This is a genomic window from Paenibacillus sp. RC21, assembly GCF_044907935.1.
Taxonomy (GTDB): Bacteria; Bacillota; Bacilli; order Paenibacillales; family Paenibacillaceae; genus Paenibacillus; species Paenibacillus terrae_A.
In genome coordinates, this window is the sequence record NZ_JBIYCS010000003.1 from 579,001 (window position 1) to 595,595 (window position 16,595).

Below are 16,595 nucleotides of genomic sequence, written 5' to 3' on the forward strand. Positions count from 1 at the left end.
ATCATACTTAAGGGGATGTCTGGCCTGATTTCAAGGTTTGGGCATGCTCCTTTTGGCGTTGGGCGCTGGAAGGATTTACGCAGACTTGATGTGTTCGTTATAATAGTAGTAAAAACACCCAGATAGATAGGAGTTAAACCATGAATCGGCTTATTTTTCTTGGCACAGGGGATGCGATGGGCGTTCCGCGTGTATATTGTGATTGTCTCGTATGTACGGAGGCCCGCACGACAGGGGCAAATGTGAGGCTGAGGTCGTCTGTGATGATCGAAAGCGAGACGGAGGACTTTATGATTGATTGCGGCCCGGACTGGCGCAAACAACTGGAAATGCGCGGGCTACGCTTTATCCGTACGATCCTCGTGACGCACGCACATTTTGACCATATTGGAGGACTGCCGGAATGGGCGGATGCCTGCCGCTGGACGGGAAACAGAGGCCGTTTGTACGCTCCACAGGAGGTAATCGACACGATCCTGCGTCAATTTTCCTGGCTTCCGGGGCATCTTGACCTTATCCCTGTCGATCAGGGAGCCTTGCTTGGAGGATGGAATATCCGGGGTTGGCGTGTGAATCACGGGAAGAACGGATATGCTTACGCTTATCGACTGGAAAAGGACGGCTTCTCGTGGGCCTACTGTTCAGATTCGATCGGACTAAATGATGCGGAAATTCTGCCCCTGCACAATCTGGATTTGCTCGTGCTGGGAACGAGCTTTTATCATGAAGAAGCCGAATATGCATCCCGCTCGGTATATGACATGCTGGAGGCTCAGGAGCTTATAGGGAGACTCCAGCCCAACCGCACGGTATTTACACATATGTCTCATGATGTGGATGCCACACGCAACTACGGGCTTCTGGAAGGGATCAGCCTGGCACGGACCGGAATGAGCCTGCCATTGGAATAATGCTGTCCCTTACATCGTCCGGCTGATGCGGAGAAGGGTCGCGATGCCTTCTTTGATTTGCAGCTCGTTGGCATACGAATAGGACAATCTCACATGCGTTTTGCCTTCCTCGCCAATCGGATCGAATACATTACCCGGTACGAAGGTGACCGACTCCTGTACGCATTTGGAGAGCAGTTCATTAGGTTTCAACGTAGAAGGCAACTGGAGCCACAGACTGAGGCCGCCTGCCGGGCTGGTCCATGTCCAGCCGGAATCGCGGAGGCTGTCTTCCATCGTTTCCTTACGAATCTGGAGCGCTATACATAGCTTTTTGAGATGCTGCTGCATGCGTGGAGATTGAAAGTATTGCAGGAACAGCTTTTGATTCAGCAGTGGCGAGCCGTTATCTACCAGCGCTTTGACGTTCAGCAGGCTGTTCATGAGCTGTGGTCGGCAGGTCACGGCTGCGATTCGCAGACCTGGCGCGACATATTTGCTATAGCTGCGAATGTAGACGACGCTTCCCGAAATATCATAAGCGAAAATAGGTAACGGCGGCTTTTGCCCAAAGCTGATGTCATAGGTACTGTCGTCCTCGACAATAAGGCAGCCGTAGCGCTCGGCCAGCTCGGGCAGACGCTTGCGCTGTTCATCGGGTACCGTGAAGCCAGTCGGGTTATGAAACGTTGGATTGATATAGAACACACGTGGCTTTTCTGTCTTCATACACCATTCAATTTGTTCCATATCATAGCCTTCCGGTCGGATATCGGTCATGGTCAGGCGCGCACCTTGTCTGCGGAATATTTCCATAGCAGGGCCATAGGCGGGACGCTCGGTCAATACGCGGTCCCCTGTCCGGATCAGAGAACGGGAAATCAGGTCGATAGCCTGCTGTGCGCCGGAGGTAATCAGTACTTCGTCCGGTGACAATGCAAAATGCTTATCGACGCTAAAATGCTGCGCCATCGCATCCCGAAGCTCGGAATCGCCCTGTACAGAGGAATAAGTGGCCGCTACTTTCGGATGCTTTTCAAATACCTGCATCATCAGCTCACCCCAATATCGGTTGGGCAGGAGAGACGGGTCAATCAGCGCTTTGGAAAACTGAAAATTCGCATTCACCGATTGAACGCGGCTAAGTCCATCCATTCCTCTCCAGGCTGAGACAGACGGATCATCTGCCGCATGGGCGGATTCGGAGTGAAACGTAAGGTCAATGGATGAATGCCCCGAGTAGCCAGCATATTTCGCATGGCCGGTCGCTGGGGAAGCATGAACGTAATATCCTGATTTGTCCTTTACATAAACCAGCCCCCGTTGCTTCAACTCCTGATAGGCCCGGAAAACGGTTAGCCTATGTACACCCAACTCCTGAGCCAGGCTTCGTACGGATGGCAGCTTCGTGTCTCCTTGCCAATCCCCGCGATCAATCCGCACAGTCACATAATGGATGACCTGCTCATACAGCTTTAAGGCATGATCGGCTGGAAAAAGTAATTCGCTGTTGTTCTTGCCCACTCGGTCCACACTCCTTTTGTGTATTTTACTATAAAACATTTCAAAACTGTATACAACTGTTCTGTAGGTACACATCTGTTCTGTTCGTCTCCCTGTATGCTTGAAAGCAACTGAAGGGAGAGGGACGTATAATGGTTGGAATCGCGTTTACGGTAATGTGTCTTATTTTTGGTACAACGTTTTTGGCTATAAAAGTGGGAGTAGAAGCGGGACTTCCGCCGTTTTTGTCGGCGGGTGTACGTTTTTTCGCAGCAGGGGCTATATTGTTTGTCGCCATGAAGCTGATGGGTAAGGTTCGCTGGTCGTTATTATGGCGGAAGGAAATGGTATTCATTGGAGCGGGAACGACCTTTGGTACGTTTTCGGCCTTGTATTGGGCAGAGCAATATGTCAGCTCGGGGATCGGAGCCATTTTGTCAGCCACGGGGCCGATGATGATTGTTATTTTGCAATCAATGCTGCTAAGGCAAAAAACGTCGCGGATTACAGTCATTGGCTGCATGATCAGCTTTCTTGGCGTGGTGCTGGTGGTGCTGCCTGGATTGGCGGTTCAGATCAGCGGCCTGTGGCTGGCGGGATGCCTTGTCATTTTGCTGGGGGAGCTGTGTTATTCCGGGGGGGCTCTTTATTCCAAGCGGGTGATGGATGTATTTCGGGAAACGAACCCGATTGCCCTGAATGCGGCGCAAATGCTCCATGGGGGATGGATGCTGCTGTTACTGTCTGCGATCACGGAGCCGTGGAGTTCTGAGGGGTGGCAGTACCTTCCTGCCATGGGCTCTTTATTGTATCTGATTCTGTTTGGTTCGATGATTGGACATACACTGTTTTACTGGCTCATGGAGCGTACAAATCCTCTTTTCCCGACGACGTGGTTGTATATTTCACCGCCGATTGCGGTGGGATTGGGAGCCTTGGTGTACGGAGAGCATGTAAGCTGGTGGATGCTGGCGGGGGTGCTGCTCATTGTGACCGGATTAATGCTTATGAACAATGGAATGATCCGTCTGGTGAACAGGCGAAAGGTGCGTTCTGCTGCCTGATATTTAGAATTTGTTAAGCATCCTATGATATGACAGAAAAAACCTCCAAGCTATCGCGTGTTACTGAACATGCGACGTTTGGAGGTTTTGTTGTGTTGCTATTTCATTAGCACAAATTATTCAGCATTCAGAACAAATTTGTCGATGGCGTGCTTAACGCCGTCTTCGTTATTGCTGCTAGTGATGTAATCAGCCAGCTTTTTCAAATCAGGAATGGCATTCTCCATCGCTATGCCGAGACCCGCGCATTCGAGCATTTCGTGATCATTCCAGGAGTCGCCGATTGCAATCGTTTCGGACAGATCACAGCCGTAATGGTTAGCAAGGAACGTAAGAGCGTGACCCTTGGTGCCTTCATGATGCATGATTTCCAGAAAATGAGGCTTGGATTTGGTAATATGCACTTCATCACCAAGCAGCTCGCGCAGTTCTGGAATCAATTTGTCCAGCACTTCCGGCTCGTCAATAATCAGCATTTTAGGCGTAGGCAGTTCTATCAATTTGCTGAATACAGGCTCTACAAAATATTCCGTATTGTTTAGCGCGGTGTAATCTTTGATTTTCTGATTATCTTCACGTGTGTACAATTTGTCATCTATATACGTTTGCAGATGCAGATTGCGTTCCACGCAGAATTCATACAAGCGACGTGCAGCCACGAGTGGAACATAACGCTCATACAGCACGTTTTCGTCCAGCAGGTTTTTAATCAAGGCACCTTGGTACGTAATAATCGGTACGTTCAAGCCAGTTTGGCGGGCGAGTTGTTTGGCAGATGCATAAGCACGTCCAGTTGCAAGTGTAACCACGACACCTTTGGCTACAGCGGCTTCAAGCGCCAGTTGTGTTGCAGGAGTAACTTCTTTCTGATCGTTAATGAGTGTATCATCAATATCAATGGCAATTAATTTATACATATCGGTATTCTCTCCTTTATCTCTATCATGGGGCAATGTCCAAATTGTATCTTATAATATTCAAAATGACAATATCACAATGAAAAGGGGACGACTCCCTTAAGAGCCTGTCCCCTTATAACCACTGAAGAATTGGATTGAATCAATGGGGAAAAGTGGATGTTAGTCTTCCAAAAATACGAGTCCGACAAAATCGTCCAATTCAATATTACCGAAATAATGCTTCAAATCAAGAGAGGACAAGGCTTGACGAACCTCACCTTCATCGTAGCGTTTGCCGCGCAGAATATTTTCAATATCAGCGACGTCACCCACACCGAAGAAATCGCCGTAGATTTTAATATCACGGATGTGGCCTTCCTTGAGATCCATGCGGATATCAATAATGCCGACCGGAAATTTACGTGTGTGCTTGATATTGCTTTCAGGGGATTGACCGTAGTTCCAGTCCCATGATTGGTAGCGTTCAGCGGAAATTTCATGGATTTTGGCCCAGTCGGCATCGGTTAGCTTATATTGGGGTACCTGATCCAGCTCTGCATCGAATATGTAGCGCAGCAGCTCCTCGCGGAATTGCTCAATGGTCATCTCACGGTCCATTAGCTCGCTGATGTTAGCGACACGGCTACGGACAGATTTAGTACTTTTGGATTTAAACTTTTCGGGATTGGCATGCAGTGATGCGGCCACATTGTCCAGGTTCAGGTTAAACATCAGTGTACCGTGGCTGAACATGCGTCCGCGCGTGGCAAATTGGGCGTTCCCTGAAATTTTCCGCTCACCAACCTGAAGATCGTTGCGTCCGGTCATTTCGGCTTCCACACCCATTTGGCGCAGGGCGTCAATGACAGGCTGTGTGAATTTGAGGAAATTATGAAAGGACTCCCCGTTATCCTTGGTAATGAAGCTGAAATTTAAATTACCGAGGTCATGATATACAGCCCCGCCACCAGACAGGCGACGAACGACTTGAATGTTGTTGTCTCTGACAAATTCGGCGTTGATTTCTTCAATGGTATTTTGATGCTTGCCTATAATAATAGAAGGCTGATTAATGTAAAACAGCAGATAGCTGTCGTCCAGCGGAAGATGCTTGAGTGCGTACTCCTCAATGGCAAGATTAATGGCTGGATCGTGTATGCCCTGGTTGTCGATGAACAGCATGTCCATTCCTCCGTATATATAAACTGTGTAGTTTTATGTGTATCTCCTTCTATTGTAACCCAAGTGAGCGATGTACACAAAAGCTCATTTGCATTGACGCAACGCGAAAAGCAGCCCCATAATGGAGCTAATGATTCGGAACGGCCGGAAAGGATGATAGGCAATGATAGAGGTTTACGGTCACGGTGGGGACAGGGAGACGGCTGCGGCGACATTCGGCGGGGCGGCTGCGGATTTTGTGGATTTTAGCGCGAACATTAATCCGCTGGGTCCGCCACCAGAGGTGCTTGAGGTGCTACAAAGCGCGTTGGACACTGTGGTTCGCTATCCAGACCCTGGACACCGGAATTTTAAAAATATGCTGGCGCGGCGACTGCATGTTCCACCAGAGTCGCTGAGTATCGGAAACGGTGCGGCTGAGAGTATGGCGTTGCTGTTACTGGGACTGGCTCCCAAGCGTGTGGGCACGGTGGAGCCGTGCTTTTCGGAATATGCCGAGCTGGCAGGCAAATTTGGAGCCGAGGTAAGCAGGGTGTACGGCAAGGCCTCGCTTCAATGGAAGGCGGATGTGGAGGACATACTCCAGCTCATGGAGCAGGTGGATGTTCTGTTTCTCGGTCAGCCGAATAATCCGAACGGTGTGCAATACGGCGATCAGGAGCTGCGCGAGCTGGCAGAGGCGGCGGGGAAAACGGACACCGTGCTGGTGGTGGATGAAGCGTTTATTGATTTTATCCCGCAGGAGCGGCAAATTTCACTATTGCCTGTGCTGGATCGGTATCCCCATGTGATTTTGATCCGGTCGATGACGAAATTTTATGCGATTCCGGGCTTGCGCTTGGGCTATGCGATTGCTCATCCGGACTACATCCGGCGAATGACCGCCAAGCAGGTGACCTGGAGCGTGAACGGAATGGCGTTGCTGGCCGGAGAGGCGTGTTTGCGGAGCGGTGAGGCGTACGAGCGCCGCACGCAGGAGCTGATTGCTACGGAGCGTAGCCATCTGCTGACCGCTTTGGCGGAATGGGGTTGCGGTGTCATCCCCGGTGAAGCGAATTACGTGCTGGCACGGGCGCCGGGGACGTGGAGCGCATCGGCCATTCAACAGGCGCTTGGACAGCGCGGGATTCTTATACGTAGCTGTGCTATGTACCCGGGGCTAACGGCGAGCCATTTTCGAATTGCAGTCAAGGACACGGAAGCCAACGGCATGCTACTGTCTGTATTGGGTGAAGTGCTGGAGGAGGAACGGCGGCGTGATAGTTAGCTTGATCATGATGGCTGCATATCTTCTGGACAGGCTGATCGGCGATCCGAGGTGGTTGCCACATCCGGTCATCGGCATGGGACATGCCATTTCTGCCTTGGAAAAGGCGATTCGCCGCCGGGTTCACAGTGACCGTGGTTTGAAACGCGCTGGCTTGCTGCTGCCATTGATTGTGGTGGGCGGCTCCTTCGCGCTTGGCTGGGCGTTACTGCGCTTGCTTGCCTGGATTCATCCGTGGCTGTCTATCGGCGCGGAAATTGTGCTGATCGCCACCACGATTGCTTCCAAAGGACTAAAGGACGCCGGAATGGCGGTGTATCGCGAATTGAAGGCAGGTGACCTGTCTGCGGCACGCCGGGAGCTGGGGATGATCGTCGGGCGGGATACGCAGCGGCTTGATGAGCCTGAGATTGCGCGCGGTACCGTCGAAACGGTGGCTGAAAACATCGTGGACGCAATTATTTCCCCGCTTTTTTATGCCCTGATCGGGGGAGCACCATTAGCTCTGGCTTATCGTGCTGTGAATACCCTCGATTCCATGGTTGGCTACAAAAATGAAAAGTATCTGCATTTGGGCTGGGCCTCGGCACGTCTGGATGATGTGGCTAATTACATTCCGGCACGCCTGACAGCGGGTATGCTGGTAGTAGCGGCGTGGGTTTATGGGCATGATGCTGGACGTAGCTGGCGTATGGTAAGGCGAGATGCGCGGCTGCATCCCAGTCCGAACAGTGGCTTTCCAGAATCAGCAGTTGCGGGTGCGTTGGGAATTCGTCTCGGGGGCTATAATGTATATCATGGCGTGCGCTCTTTCCGTGCATATATGGGAGAACTGGTGCGACCGATGGAGCCGGAGGATATCCGACATACGATTCGGCTGATGTTTGCCGTGTCCAGTATGTTCGTGGGATTGTGTCTGTTCGTGTCCGCCGGATGCTATGCACTGGGGTGGACGCAGTGATGAAGCGTGACGCACCGAACACCGGCAATAGAGCAGGAAGTGACATGACCTTGAAGCATTATTTTACAGAACACCCGCAATGGGATTTGGAGCTTGTGCTGGTACGTCACGGCACAACCTTATGGAACAGGGAACGTCGATACCTGGGGCACTCCGATCTGGGCTTGCTACCGGGAGCAGAGCAGGAATTAGAGTCTTTGCGGGAAAAATTACAGAGACATTCCTTTGCCCGAATCTATTGTAGTGACTTGATACGTTGTCGTCAGACCTTGCAGATCATTTTGCCAGAATCGGAACTGAAACCAGATAATATGTCTGCTTGGTCTGCCACCATGGAACCACGTCTGAGAGAGCTTCATTTTGGGGAATGGGATGGAAAAACGTATGATATGCTCAAGGATGTGGCGTTGTACCGCGCGTGGATTGATGAGCCGCAACGGGTTACGCCGCCGGGTGGAGAGTCCTGGAAAGACTTTGTGAACCGCCTGGGTGAATTTCTATACTCTTTGTATGAGTGGCGTAAAATGATGGAGATTCAGAAAACAGGTTTGTCTGATGCTCCACCTTCTGTTCTGGTCGTCACGCATGGTGGAGTGATTCGTCAGTTGGCTTGTATGCTGGTACCGGGTCATGATTTTTGGAGCCTGAATCCGAAGCCGGGAGCGGCAATTACGATTCGGTTGAGTTTGGCACAAAAGCCATTTGCAGATTTAACCGCCACCCGTTCTACAGAATCACATCCAGATTTGGCTACAGGGCATAAGTTCACCGGATGGCTGGTGGAGCAGGCATGATGTTTATAGCTCTGGCTCCGCATTTGCTACTCCCGAATAACCTGGATGAACTGACTACGCTATACTTCTCATGATCACAGACATAGGGCAGGTAAACAGGCGGTTTGGGTTGTAAGCCAGTCTTTTTTAACCTATAATCATCAAGTAAAAGAACGGCTTGACCAACACTACATCAAATATCCAGCAGACGAGGTCGGTGCAGCGGGATGAAACCCTCGGGTTCTTTCCGGTGCGCTGTTAAAAGGGAAGCCGGTTTGAATCCGGCGCGGTCCCGCCACTGTAAATGGAAAAATGCCAGCCCGCTCTGCTTTATGTGCCATAAAGCATATGAAGGAGCAACAGGCTGTCGCATGTTTCTGTAAGTCAGGATACCTGCCCGTCCGCCTGTCACCATAGTCCTTCGAGGAAAGGATGACGTGTTCGCAGTGACTGTCCATGCGGAAGAAACTGCCGCCTGCGTACGATCTGCGCTAACGTGACCCCTGTGTCCTTATCTGAGGATGCAGGGGTTTTTTGAAAGGAAAAGAAGGCTGGATTTAGCAGATATCGGATGATGTTCAAGTGACGCTCTTAAAAGAATTTATATGGAGGGGTGTAAATTATGGCAGGGAATAAAATAAAGGTCTGGACTACAGGCTTATTGGCTCTGGTCTTGGCGGTTGTGCTGAGTGCATGTGGAGCTAACGGAAAGAACGCTGAAAATAAAGGGGATCAAGCTTCACAGCAACCGGGGCAGACGGCAACCGCTCAGGAGCCTCCGGGCAAAACGGTCTACCCGCTGACCATTAAGGATGCGACCGGGCAGGAGTTTACGTTCAAAAAAGCGCCGGACAAAATCGTTTCCGTCTCCCCGGCTGAAACCGAGGCGCTGTTCGCCATCGGACTGGATAAGGAAATTGTCGGTGTATCGGACTATTCGGATTACCCGGAAGCGGCTACAAAGAAGCCCAAAGTGGGCGGTATTATGAAGCCGAATGAAGAGGCGATCATTGCTGCGAATCCGGAAGTCGTTTTTGCAGGGATATCACTCAGTGAGCAGGCGACAACCAAGCTGCGTGACATGGGAATTATGATTTTTAAAACCGAGCCGAAAACGGTTGAAGATGTCATGGCTAATATCGAACTATATGGGAAAATTACCGATCATCAGAAAGAAGCGAGAGCGGTAACCGACAAGATGAGAGCCGATGTAGCGGAAGTGAAAAACGGTGTTAAAAATATCGGTAAAGGGCAAAAGCTGAGAGTCTACGTCGAATTTTCACCCGGCTGGACGGTCGGCAAGGGCGAGTTTATGGACGAGCTGATTTCTTTGGCGGGCGGCGAAAATGTGGCTGCAACACAAAAGGGCTGGTATCAGATCAGTGAGGAAAATATTATTGCGGCCAATCCGGACGTCATTTTATACAGCAAAAATGTCAAGGACGACAAAACAGGCCAGACACTGGGCGATATCATCAAAGCCCGTAGTGGATGGGATCAAATATCGGCTGTTCGTCTCAACCGGGTGTTTGCCGTGGATGATAATCTGATCAGTCGGCCGGGTCCGCGTGTAACGGAAGGTCTCAAGGAAGTGGCCAAGGGCGTGTATCCTGAAATTTTCAAATGAATCGTAGACTGATTGGCTTTGGAGGGGCAGGTCTTGCTTTATTGCTGCTGACGCTGCTGCTCTGTCTCGGCATCGGTTCAGCCAAGCTTCCCGTCAGCCAAATCACGGGTATTCTGGTCAACCATCTGCCGTGGTTAGGTGAGACGGTTACACCGGATTGGAATACATCCACAGAGCAGATTATTTTGAAGGTCAGACTGCCGCGTGTGTTACTGGGTATGCTGGTAGGCGCAGCGCTTGCGCTGGCGGGAGCCGGATTTCAGGGTGTGCTGCGCAATCCGCTGGCTGATCCTTACACGTTGGGGGTATCCTCGGGGGCTTCGGTAGGGGCAGCGGTACTGATTTATTGGGGGCTTCAATTTTCATTTGTAGGCGTATGGACACTGCCGCTGGTGGCGTTTACGACCGGAATGCTGACGTTGTGGATGGTGCTGACGCTGGCGAGGGAAGGCGGCAAAATTCCGACGCAAAGTCTCATTTTATCGGGCGTGGTGATGCAATCTTTTCTGGGTGCGGTCGTTTCCTTTCTGACAGCCATGTCCAGGGAGACGGTCAATGAAATATTGTACTGGACAATGGGAAGCCTCAGTCTGCGCGGCTGGTCGTATACAGGCATTCTTTTACCTTATGTGGTCATTGGGCTGGTGTTTCTGTGGAACCGGGCACGAGTGCTGAACATTCTGGCCTTGGGTGAACGTCAGGCGGCTCATATGGGGGTTAATGTAGATGCAACGAAGTTATCTGTTCTGATCATATCCACGCTGCTGACAGCCGCGGCTGTCTCGGTATGCGGAGTGATTGGCTTTGTGGGACTCGTTGTACCGCATATTATCCGTCTGGTGACGGGCCCCGACTATCGGATGATTGTTCCGTTATCCGCGCTGGGCGGGGCTATTTTTATGGCATGGGCCGATACTGCGGCGCGTACATTGCTGGCTCCGACGGAAATTCCTCTTGGTGTCATGACGGCCTTTGTCGGTGCACCGTTCTTCGCATATCTCCTGTACCGGAACAAGAAGCTGCGCAGGGGGGGATTGCTGTGAAAGAAGCAAATGGACCACAGGAGACGCGAGTCCGGGCGCTGGAGATTGCCAGTCTGACTCGTGATTTCGGGGAATTCCATGCGTTGAAAAATATAAGCTGGAGCGTAGACGAAGGAGATTGGTGGGGCATCATCGGTCCGAACGGCAGTGGAAAGTCGACGTTGCTGCATCTGCTTTCCGGTGTGGATCACCCGACTTCGGGCAACGTTCTTATATATGGAAAAAAGGTCAGCAGCTATGGCAGAAAAGAGCTTTCCCGTTTTGTGGCTGTACTCCAGCAGGAAGGGCTTCCTCCAGTGGGCTACACGGTAAGGGAAGTTGTGGAAATGGGACGCTTTCCCCATCAGGACTGGTTTGGTAGAGAAAAGGTGGATAAGGAAAAAGGGATGGACCCGGGAATCATCACGGATCGCGTGCTGGAGAGGCTGGGTCTTACTATTTTGGCGGACAGGCCGTTAGACCAATTGAGCGGGGGACAGCGGCAGCGTGTGGCTTTGGCGAAGGTGATGGTGCAGGAGCCGCAGATTTTGCTGCTGGATGAGCCTACAACCTATTTGGATCTGCGCTATCAGCTTGAATTTATGGAGCTGCTGGCGGAATGGCGCCGGGAAACAGGTGTGACGATTATATCTGTTCTGCATGATCTCAATTTGACTGCCCAGTTTTGTGATGATTTGCTTGTGCTCAAGGACGGGATGGTTGAAGGGTTAGGAGCTTCGTCAGAGCTGCTAACAGAGGAACGTATTCGCCATGTGTACGGTGTTGAGCCTGTGATGCTGCCTCACCCGGATAGTGGTGTGCCGCAGCTTTTACTGCGAAGACGTGCAAGGGATGTATCTGGTCAGGGTGAACGACTTGAGTAGCTTGCTTGAGTCAAGTGCTGAAGCAACAGAATTTACGATGAGATCGCTAAACACATATATACGGAGCAGGGAGTGGAAGGCATGAACGAAAAATTACGGCAGTTAATAGACAGCATTGCACAGCCGGATGGGGCGACAGCCTTGGCGGCTTCGGAGCATCTGGATCAATTAACGAAGCCACCGGGAAGTCTTGGAAAGCTGGAAAGTCTGGCTATACAGTTAGCAGGCATTACGGGGGTGGACAAGCCTGAGTTTGACCGTAAAACCGTTATGGTGATGGCTGCGGATCATGGTGTGTGTGAAGAGGGGGTCAGCGCCTTCCCGGCTGAGGTTACACAGCAAATGCTGTATAACATGCTGTCCGGCGGCGCGGCAATTAACGTGCTGGCACGTCATGCAGGAGCAGATGTCAAGGTGCTAGACGTGGGTGTGAACGCAGATGTCGCTCATGCGGATCTGGTGAACCGCAAGGTGCGTATGGGTACCGCGAACATGGCGAAGGGGCCGGCGATGCTGCGTACAGAAGCCGAGCAAGCGGTTTTGGCAGGAGCTGAAGCCGTTGCGGAAGCAGTCAAAGGCGGCACACGACTGTTCGTAACCGGAGAGCTGGGCATTGGAAATACGACGGCCAGCGCTGCGGTCGTATGTGCCCTTACCGGGCTGGAGCCAGAAATAATCGTCGGCCGGGGCACAGGTGTGGATTCGGCTGGGCTGACCCGTAAAATAGCGGTCGTCTGCCGCGCATTGGACGTGAACCAGCCTGATGGGAACGATGCCTTAGATGTACTGACCAAGGTCGGCGGTCTGGAAATTGCCGCATTGGCAGGCGTCATCCTCGGCGCAGCCGCTCATCGCTGTCCGGTCGTGCTGGACGGCTTTATCTCCGGCGCAGCTGCGCTCGCTGCGCGTACACTTGCGCCTGCAAGCGCAGCGTACATGCTCGCTTCGCACGCCTCGGACGAGCGCGGGCATGCGGCGGTGCTTCGCGAGCTCAAGCTGGAGCCGATGCTTCATCTGGACATGCGGCTTGGAGAGGGCACAGGCGGTGCGCTTAGCCTGCACCTGATTGATGCGGCGTGCCGCATTATGCGCGAAATGGCGACCTTTGCCGATGCAGGCGTATCGGACGGTCAGGGAGCCGCGCAGCGATGAAGGCGCTCGTGACCGGCGGCGCACGCAGCGGTAAAAGCGGCTTTGCCGAGCGATTGTGCATGTCGCGCGCCCCGCGCGCCTGCTACATTGCAACGGCGCAAGCCTATGACGTGGAGATGAAGGAGCGCATCGCCCTTCATCGGCTCCAGCGCGAGTCTGCCGGGTACGACTGGCAGACGCTGGAGGAAGAGCAGGCGCTGTCGGAGCTGCTGCGGCGTCTGGGCGGCGGCGTAGAGCCACGGCTGGCTGCGCAAGGCACCAATCCTGGCGACGAAGCCTCTGCATCGGGCGCATCTGCTGCGTTCTCAGTGGCGCAGCCTGACGCATCGCCAACAGGCGAAGGCCGCAGCGTTTTGCATTCTGCGGCGCAGTCTGTCGCTGTGGAACAGCAGCGCGGCAGTGACACTGCCAACTTGCACGCCAGTCAAACACCGCAGCCAGCGTCCGCGCCGATGGTGCTGGTCGACTGCCTGACCCTTTGGCTGTCGAACGTGCTGCTGGCCGCAGGTGAGGACGACGAAGCTGCGGCCCGTGCCGCCATGGATGAACTGGCGATAGCTGTGGAGCAGTATCCGGGGCCACTTGTCATCGTGACCAATGAGGTCGGTGATGGCATTGTGCCCGAGTATCCGCTTGGACGGCTGTATCGGGATTTAAGCGGGATGATGAATCAGCGGATCGCCCGCCTTTGTGATGAGGTATTTCTGGTGACGGCTGGCATTCCCGTAGAACTAAAACAGTTGGAATACAAGCTATGAGCGGCGAACGTCAGGCGATTGCGGCGGCTTTTCAATTTTTGTCCCGTCTTCCAGTTAAGGCGGAGCTGGATTTTTCGCCAGAGCTGCTAAAACGTAGTGCAAGCTATTATCCGTTGGTAGGGATGGTCATTGGCCTCATTGTATGGTGCTTTGCAGCGCTTGCTTCTCTGATATTGCCACCGTTGCCATGTGCAGTTCTTACTCTTGCTGTTTGGGTCTGGCTCACGGGTGGATTACATCTGGACGGCTGGATGGATGCGGCTGATGCTTTGTTCAGCTACCGTTCCCGTGAACGGATGCTGGAGATTATGAAGGATAGCCGTGTAGGAGCGATGGGTGTCATTGCTTGTGTGTTGTTGCTTATGCTCAAGGCTTCTTTGCTGTATACGGTGCTGGCTGAACGGGATCTGTCCGGTTTATTGCTGCTTCCGATGGTTTGGAGCCGCTGGTTTATGGTAAGCGCGATGAAGCGCTGGCCGAAAGCTCGTAATGATGATGGACTGGCGGCGCGTTTTGCTGATATGAGTAGCAGACGTGCCGGATTGGCTGTGTTCTGGGCTGTACTCATTACGGTGTGTGCCGCAGTAGGGCAATTTATCATTGCCGGATGGTTCACAGGAACAGGCGGCTTGGGCAATACATCTTTTATAGCGTATGGGCAGTCAATTTTTTCCCATCCGGGCGAATTAGCCATTTGGACAGGCTTTTTGCTGCTGCCGCTGCTGGCTAATGGTGTTGGAAGCTTCACAGCAAGCCGTATTAACCGCCGTTTGGGAGGACTGACAGGGGATATTTACGGAGCCTTGAACGAATTGCTGGAGACCGTTTTATTGCTGTTTATTGTAATTTTGCACGGACTGTAGGCAGATTTTTAAATGAATTGGTAAAAGGGGAAGAGGCAATTGTCAAATTTCGAACCGTCCCGCACGAATCCCGCAGCGGTGCTTATGCTCCAGGGCACAGCATCGGATGTGGGCAAAAGCGTGGTGACCACTGCACTGTGCCGTATATTCACGCAGGATGGCTATCGTCCCGCACCGTTCAAGTCACAAAATATGGCGCTAAATTCTTATGTCACCGAGGACGGCAAAGAAATTGGACGCGCTCAGGGTGTGCAGGCAGAAGCCTGCGGTATTGAAGCGACGACCGACATGAATCCGATTTTGATCAAACCGGTCAAGGATATGCATTCACAAATTGTTGTTCACGGTGTGCCTTATGCATATATGAGTGCTTCCGATTATCGAAAGAAATTTTTGCCGCAAGCCAAACAGACGGTCATGGACGCGCTGAATCGGCTGCGTGATACCTATGACATTGTGCTTATGGAAGGGGCAGGCAGTCCGGCAGAAATTAATTTAAAGGACCGCGATATTGTAAATATGAATCTTGCGGGCTGGGCGGACGCTCCCGTGCTGCTTATTTCGGATATCGACCGGGGCGGTGTTTTCGCTTCTCTGGTAGGAACGATTGAGCTGCTGGAGCCGCATGAGGTGCAGCGTATCCGTGGATTTGTCATTAACAAGTTCAGAGGGGATTTGTCCCTGCTTCAGCCGGGACTGGACTGGCTGGAGGAACGAACCGGTATTCCTGTACTCGGCGTGCTGCCCTATCTACCGGATATCCGCATTGAGGCAGAGGATTCTGTGGTGCTGGACAAGAAGCCCAAGCTGTCTGCAAAGGATAAAGCGCTGGACATCGCGGTCATTCGTTATCCGCGTATTTCCAATTTTACAGACACGGATGCTTTGGCCGTAGAGCCGGATGTGAGTGTACGTTATGTCACGGAGGCCGGAGAACTGGGTGTACCTGACGCTATTATTTTACCGGGGACGAAGGACACGATTGGCGATCTGCTTGAATTGCGGACAAGAGGTCTGGAGCAGGACATTCGGGAGGCTATGAATACGGGACACACGCAGTTGGTTGGCATTTGTGGAGGTTATCAGATGCTCGGCACAGCCTTGTTTGATCCCGAAGCGGTCGAATCTGGGTTGCCGCAGCAGGCAGAAGGGTTAGGTTGGCTGGCGCTATCCACGACCTTTTTAAAGGAAAAGCAAACGGTACGCGTACAGGGAACCTTGTCTAATCACTGCCCCTTGTTGCTAATTGCACCCGATTCGGATTCTGCTCCCACGTCGATAATTGAAGGCTATGAAATACATATGGGCGTCACGGAGTGTGTTACAGAACCACACGCGCCTAAAGATGGTACCGAGGGAATGAACCCAATGCACACCTTATTCCATATCCGTCGCGGCGAGGGAACAGCCTTTGAGGAAGGTTGGGGAACAGCGGATGGTAAAGTATGGGGTACCTATTTGCATGGTGTGTTTGATAATGATCGTTTTCGCCGTTCCTGGCTGGATGGATTGAGACAAGCCAAGGGCTTGGCAGGGCTGGATAGCACCTTTACCGTACGTGAAGCCAAGGAACGTGAGTTTGACCGTGTTGCAGAGGTGGTGCGGGCTCATTTGGACATGGACCGAATCTACCGCATTATGGGGATGGACTCTTAACCTTTATAGATGATCGTATAACATCACGCTTTAAAAAATAAAGAGGTATCTCCACAGCCGTGTTCGTGGCCGCGAGATACCTCTTTCCTTGTAG

15 protein-coding genes and 1 riboswitch are annotated in these 16,595 nt (G+C 52.2%); of the genes, 12 read left to right on the forward strand and 3 right to left on the reverse strand.

Annotated features, from left to right (window positions below; all coding sequences use genetic code 11):
* The first annotated feature begins 140 nt into the window (after positions 1 to 140).
* On the forward strand, positions 141 to 911 hold the full coding sequence (locus ABIA61_RS12460) for an MBL fold metallo-hydrolase (RefSeq protein ID WP_283655104.1): 771 nt from the start codon (positions 141 to 143) through the stop codon (positions 909 to 911).
* A gap of 9 nt (positions 912 to 920) precedes the next feature.
* Here ABIA61_RS12460 and ABIA61_RS12465 read toward each other — a convergent pair whose 3' ends face one another.
* Positions 921 to 2,414, reverse strand: coding sequence for an aminotransferase-like domain-containing protein (locus ABIA61_RS12465; protein ID WP_404580801.1), 1,494 nt, complete (start codon positions 2,412 to 2,414; stop codon positions 921 to 923).
* Positions 2,415 to 2,545: 131 nt separating this feature from the next.
* Between ABIA61_RS12465 and ABIA61_RS12470 the strand changes: the two genes are divergently transcribed.
* The gene (locus ABIA61_RS12470) at positions 2,546 to 3,457 is read left to right on the forward strand and encodes a DMT family transporter (RefSeq protein ID WP_404580802.1); all 912 of its coding nucleotides are present in this window, start codon (positions 2,546 to 2,548) and stop codon (positions 3,455 to 3,457) included.
* Between the two features lie 116 nt (positions 3,458 to 3,573).
* Here ABIA61_RS12470 and ABIA61_RS12475 read toward each other — a convergent pair whose 3' ends face one another.
* Both ABIA61_RS12475 and lplA read right to left on the reverse strand, forming a co-directional pair.
* Complete coding sequence (locus tag ABIA61_RS12475; protein ID WP_283655107.1) at positions 3,574 to 4,374, reverse strand: Cof-type HAD-IIB family hydrolase; 801 nt, start codon at positions 4,372 to 4,374, stop codon at positions 3,574 to 3,576.
* Between the two features lie 162 nt (positions 4,375 to 4,536).
* On the reverse strand, positions 4,537 to 5,538 hold the full coding sequence (lplA, locus tag ABIA61_RS12480; protein WP_283655108.1) for a lipoate--protein ligase: 1,002 nt from the start codon (positions 5,536 to 5,538) through the stop codon (positions 4,537 to 4,539).
* Positions 5,539 to 5,701: 163 nt separating this feature from the next.
* Here lplA and cobD point away from each other — a divergent pair, with 163 nt between their 5' ends.
* From cobD to ABIA61_RS12530, 10 genes are all read left to right on the forward strand, one after another.
* Complete coding sequence (cobD, locus tag ABIA61_RS12485; protein WP_283655109.1) at positions 5,702 to 6,805, forward strand: threonine-phosphate decarboxylase CobD; 1,104 nt, start codon at positions 5,702 to 5,704, stop codon at positions 6,803 to 6,805.
* Positions 6,795 to 7,766 (forward strand): adenosylcobinamide-phosphate synthase CbiB, encoded by a 972-nt coding sequence (gene cbiB / locus ABIA61_RS12490; protein ID WP_404519903.1) that lies wholly within the window; start codon positions 6,795 to 6,797, stop codon positions 7,764 to 7,766. Before cobD ends, cbiB begins: the two co-directional genes overlap by 11 nt.
* A gap of 44 nt (positions 7,767 to 7,810) precedes the next feature.
* Positions 7,811 to 8,560: a histidine phosphatase family protein gene (locus ABIA61_RS12495; protein ID WP_283656221.1), complete on the forward strand. Its 750-nt coding sequence runs from the start codon at positions 7,811 to 7,813 to the stop codon at positions 8,558 to 8,560.
* Between the two features lie 200 nt (positions 8,561 to 8,760).
* Positions 8,761 to 8,954: riboswitch (cobalamin riboswitch) on the forward strand.
* A gap of 207 nt (positions 8,955 to 9,161) precedes the next feature.
* The gene (locus tag ABIA61_RS12500) at positions 9,162 to 10,166 is read left to right on the forward strand and encodes an ABC transporter substrate-binding protein (RefSeq protein ID WP_283655111.1); all 1,005 of its coding nucleotides are present in this window, start codon (positions 9,162 to 9,164) and stop codon (positions 10,164 to 10,166) included.
* A complete protein-coding gene (locus ABIA61_RS12505) occupies positions 10,163 to 11,209 on the forward strand; it encodes a FecCD family ABC transporter permease (RefSeq protein ID WP_404519904.1) in 1,047 nt (348 codons plus the stop codon). Before ABIA61_RS12500 ends, ABIA61_RS12505 begins: the two co-directional genes overlap by 4 nt.
* The gene (locus ABIA61_RS12510; protein ID WP_283655113.1) at positions 11,206 to 12,072 is read left to right on the forward strand and encodes an ABC transporter ATP-binding protein; all 867 of its coding nucleotides are present in this window, start codon (positions 11,206 to 11,208) and stop codon (positions 12,070 to 12,072) included. The genes ABIA61_RS12505 and ABIA61_RS12510 overlap by 4 nt, the downstream gene beginning before the upstream one ends.
* Before the next feature lie 81 nt (positions 12,073 to 12,153).
* Positions 12,154 to 13,224 (forward strand): nicotinate-nucleotide--dimethylbenzimidazole phosphoribosyltransferase, encoded by a 1,071-nt coding sequence (gene cobT / locus ABIA61_RS12515; RefSeq protein WP_283655114.1) that lies wholly within the window; start codon positions 12,154 to 12,156, stop codon positions 13,222 to 13,224.
* Complete coding sequence (locus ABIA61_RS12520; protein ID WP_404519905.1) at positions 13,221 to 13,982, forward strand: bifunctional adenosylcobinamide kinase/adenosylcobinamide-phosphate guanylyltransferase; 762 nt, start codon at positions 13,221 to 13,223, stop codon at positions 13,980 to 13,982. The genes cobT and ABIA61_RS12520 overlap by 4 nt, the downstream gene beginning before the upstream one ends.
* Complete coding sequence (gene cobS, locus ABIA61_RS12525; RefSeq protein ID WP_283655116.1) at positions 13,979 to 14,845, forward strand: adenosylcobinamide-GDP ribazoletransferase; 867 nt, start codon at positions 13,979 to 13,981, stop codon at positions 14,843 to 14,845. Before ABIA61_RS12520 ends, cobS begins: the two co-directional genes overlap by 4 nt.
* A 39-nt stretch (positions 14,846 to 14,884) precedes the next feature.
* On the forward strand, positions 14,885 to 16,501 hold the full coding sequence (locus ABIA61_RS12530; protein WP_404580803.1) for a cobyric acid synthase: 1,617 nt from the start codon (positions 14,885 to 14,887) through the stop codon (positions 16,499 to 16,501).
* The last annotated feature ends 94 nt before the right edge of the window (positions 16,502 to 16,595 follow it).

What these genes read in the sequence shown, in the direction of transcription:
- ABIA61_RS12460 (WP_283655104.1), top strand. Translation starts at nt 141, where the DNA reads ATGAATCGGCTTATTTTTCTTGGCACAGGGGATGCGATGGGCGTTCCG.
- ABIA61_RS12470 (WP_404580802.1), top strand. Translation starts at nt 2,546, where the DNA reads ATGGTTGGAATCGCGTTTACGGTAATGTGTCTTATTTTTGGTACAACG.
- ABIA61_RS12475 (WP_283655107.1), bottom strand. Translation starts at nt 4,374, where the DNA reads ATGTATAAATTAATTGCCATTGATATTGATGATACACTCATTAACGAT.
- lplA (WP_283655108.1), bottom strand. Translation starts at nt 5,538, where the DNA reads ATGCTGTTCATCGACAACCAGGGCATACACGATCCAGCCATTAATCTT.
- cobD (WP_283655109.1), top strand. Translation starts at nt 5,702, where the DNA reads ATGATAGAGGTTTACGGTCACGGTGGGGACAGGGAGACGGCTGCGGCG.
- ABIA61_RS12495 (WP_283656221.1), top strand. Translation starts at nt 7,811, where the DNA reads ATGACCTTGAAGCATTATTTTACAGAACACCCGCAATGGGATTTGGAG.
- ABIA61_RS12500 (WP_283655111.1), top strand. Translation starts at nt 9,162, where the DNA reads ATGGCAGGGAATAAAATAAAGGTCTGGACTACAGGCTTATTGGCTCTG.
- ABIA61_RS12505 (WP_404519904.1), top strand. Translation starts at nt 10,163, where the DNA reads ATGAATCGTAGACTGATTGGCTTTGGAGGGGCAGGTCTTGCTTTATTG.
- cobT (WP_283655114.1), top strand. Translation starts at nt 12,154, where the DNA reads ATGAACGAAAAATTACGGCAGTTAATAGACAGCATTGCACAGCCGGAT.
- ABIA61_RS12520 (WP_404519905.1), top strand. Translation starts at nt 13,221, where the DNA reads ATGAAGGCGCTCGTGACCGGCGGCGCACGCAGCGGTAAAAGCGGCTTT.
- cobS (WP_283655116.1), top strand. Translation starts at nt 13,979, where the DNA reads ATGAGCGGCGAACGTCAGGCGATTGCGGCGGCTTTTCAATTTTTGTCC.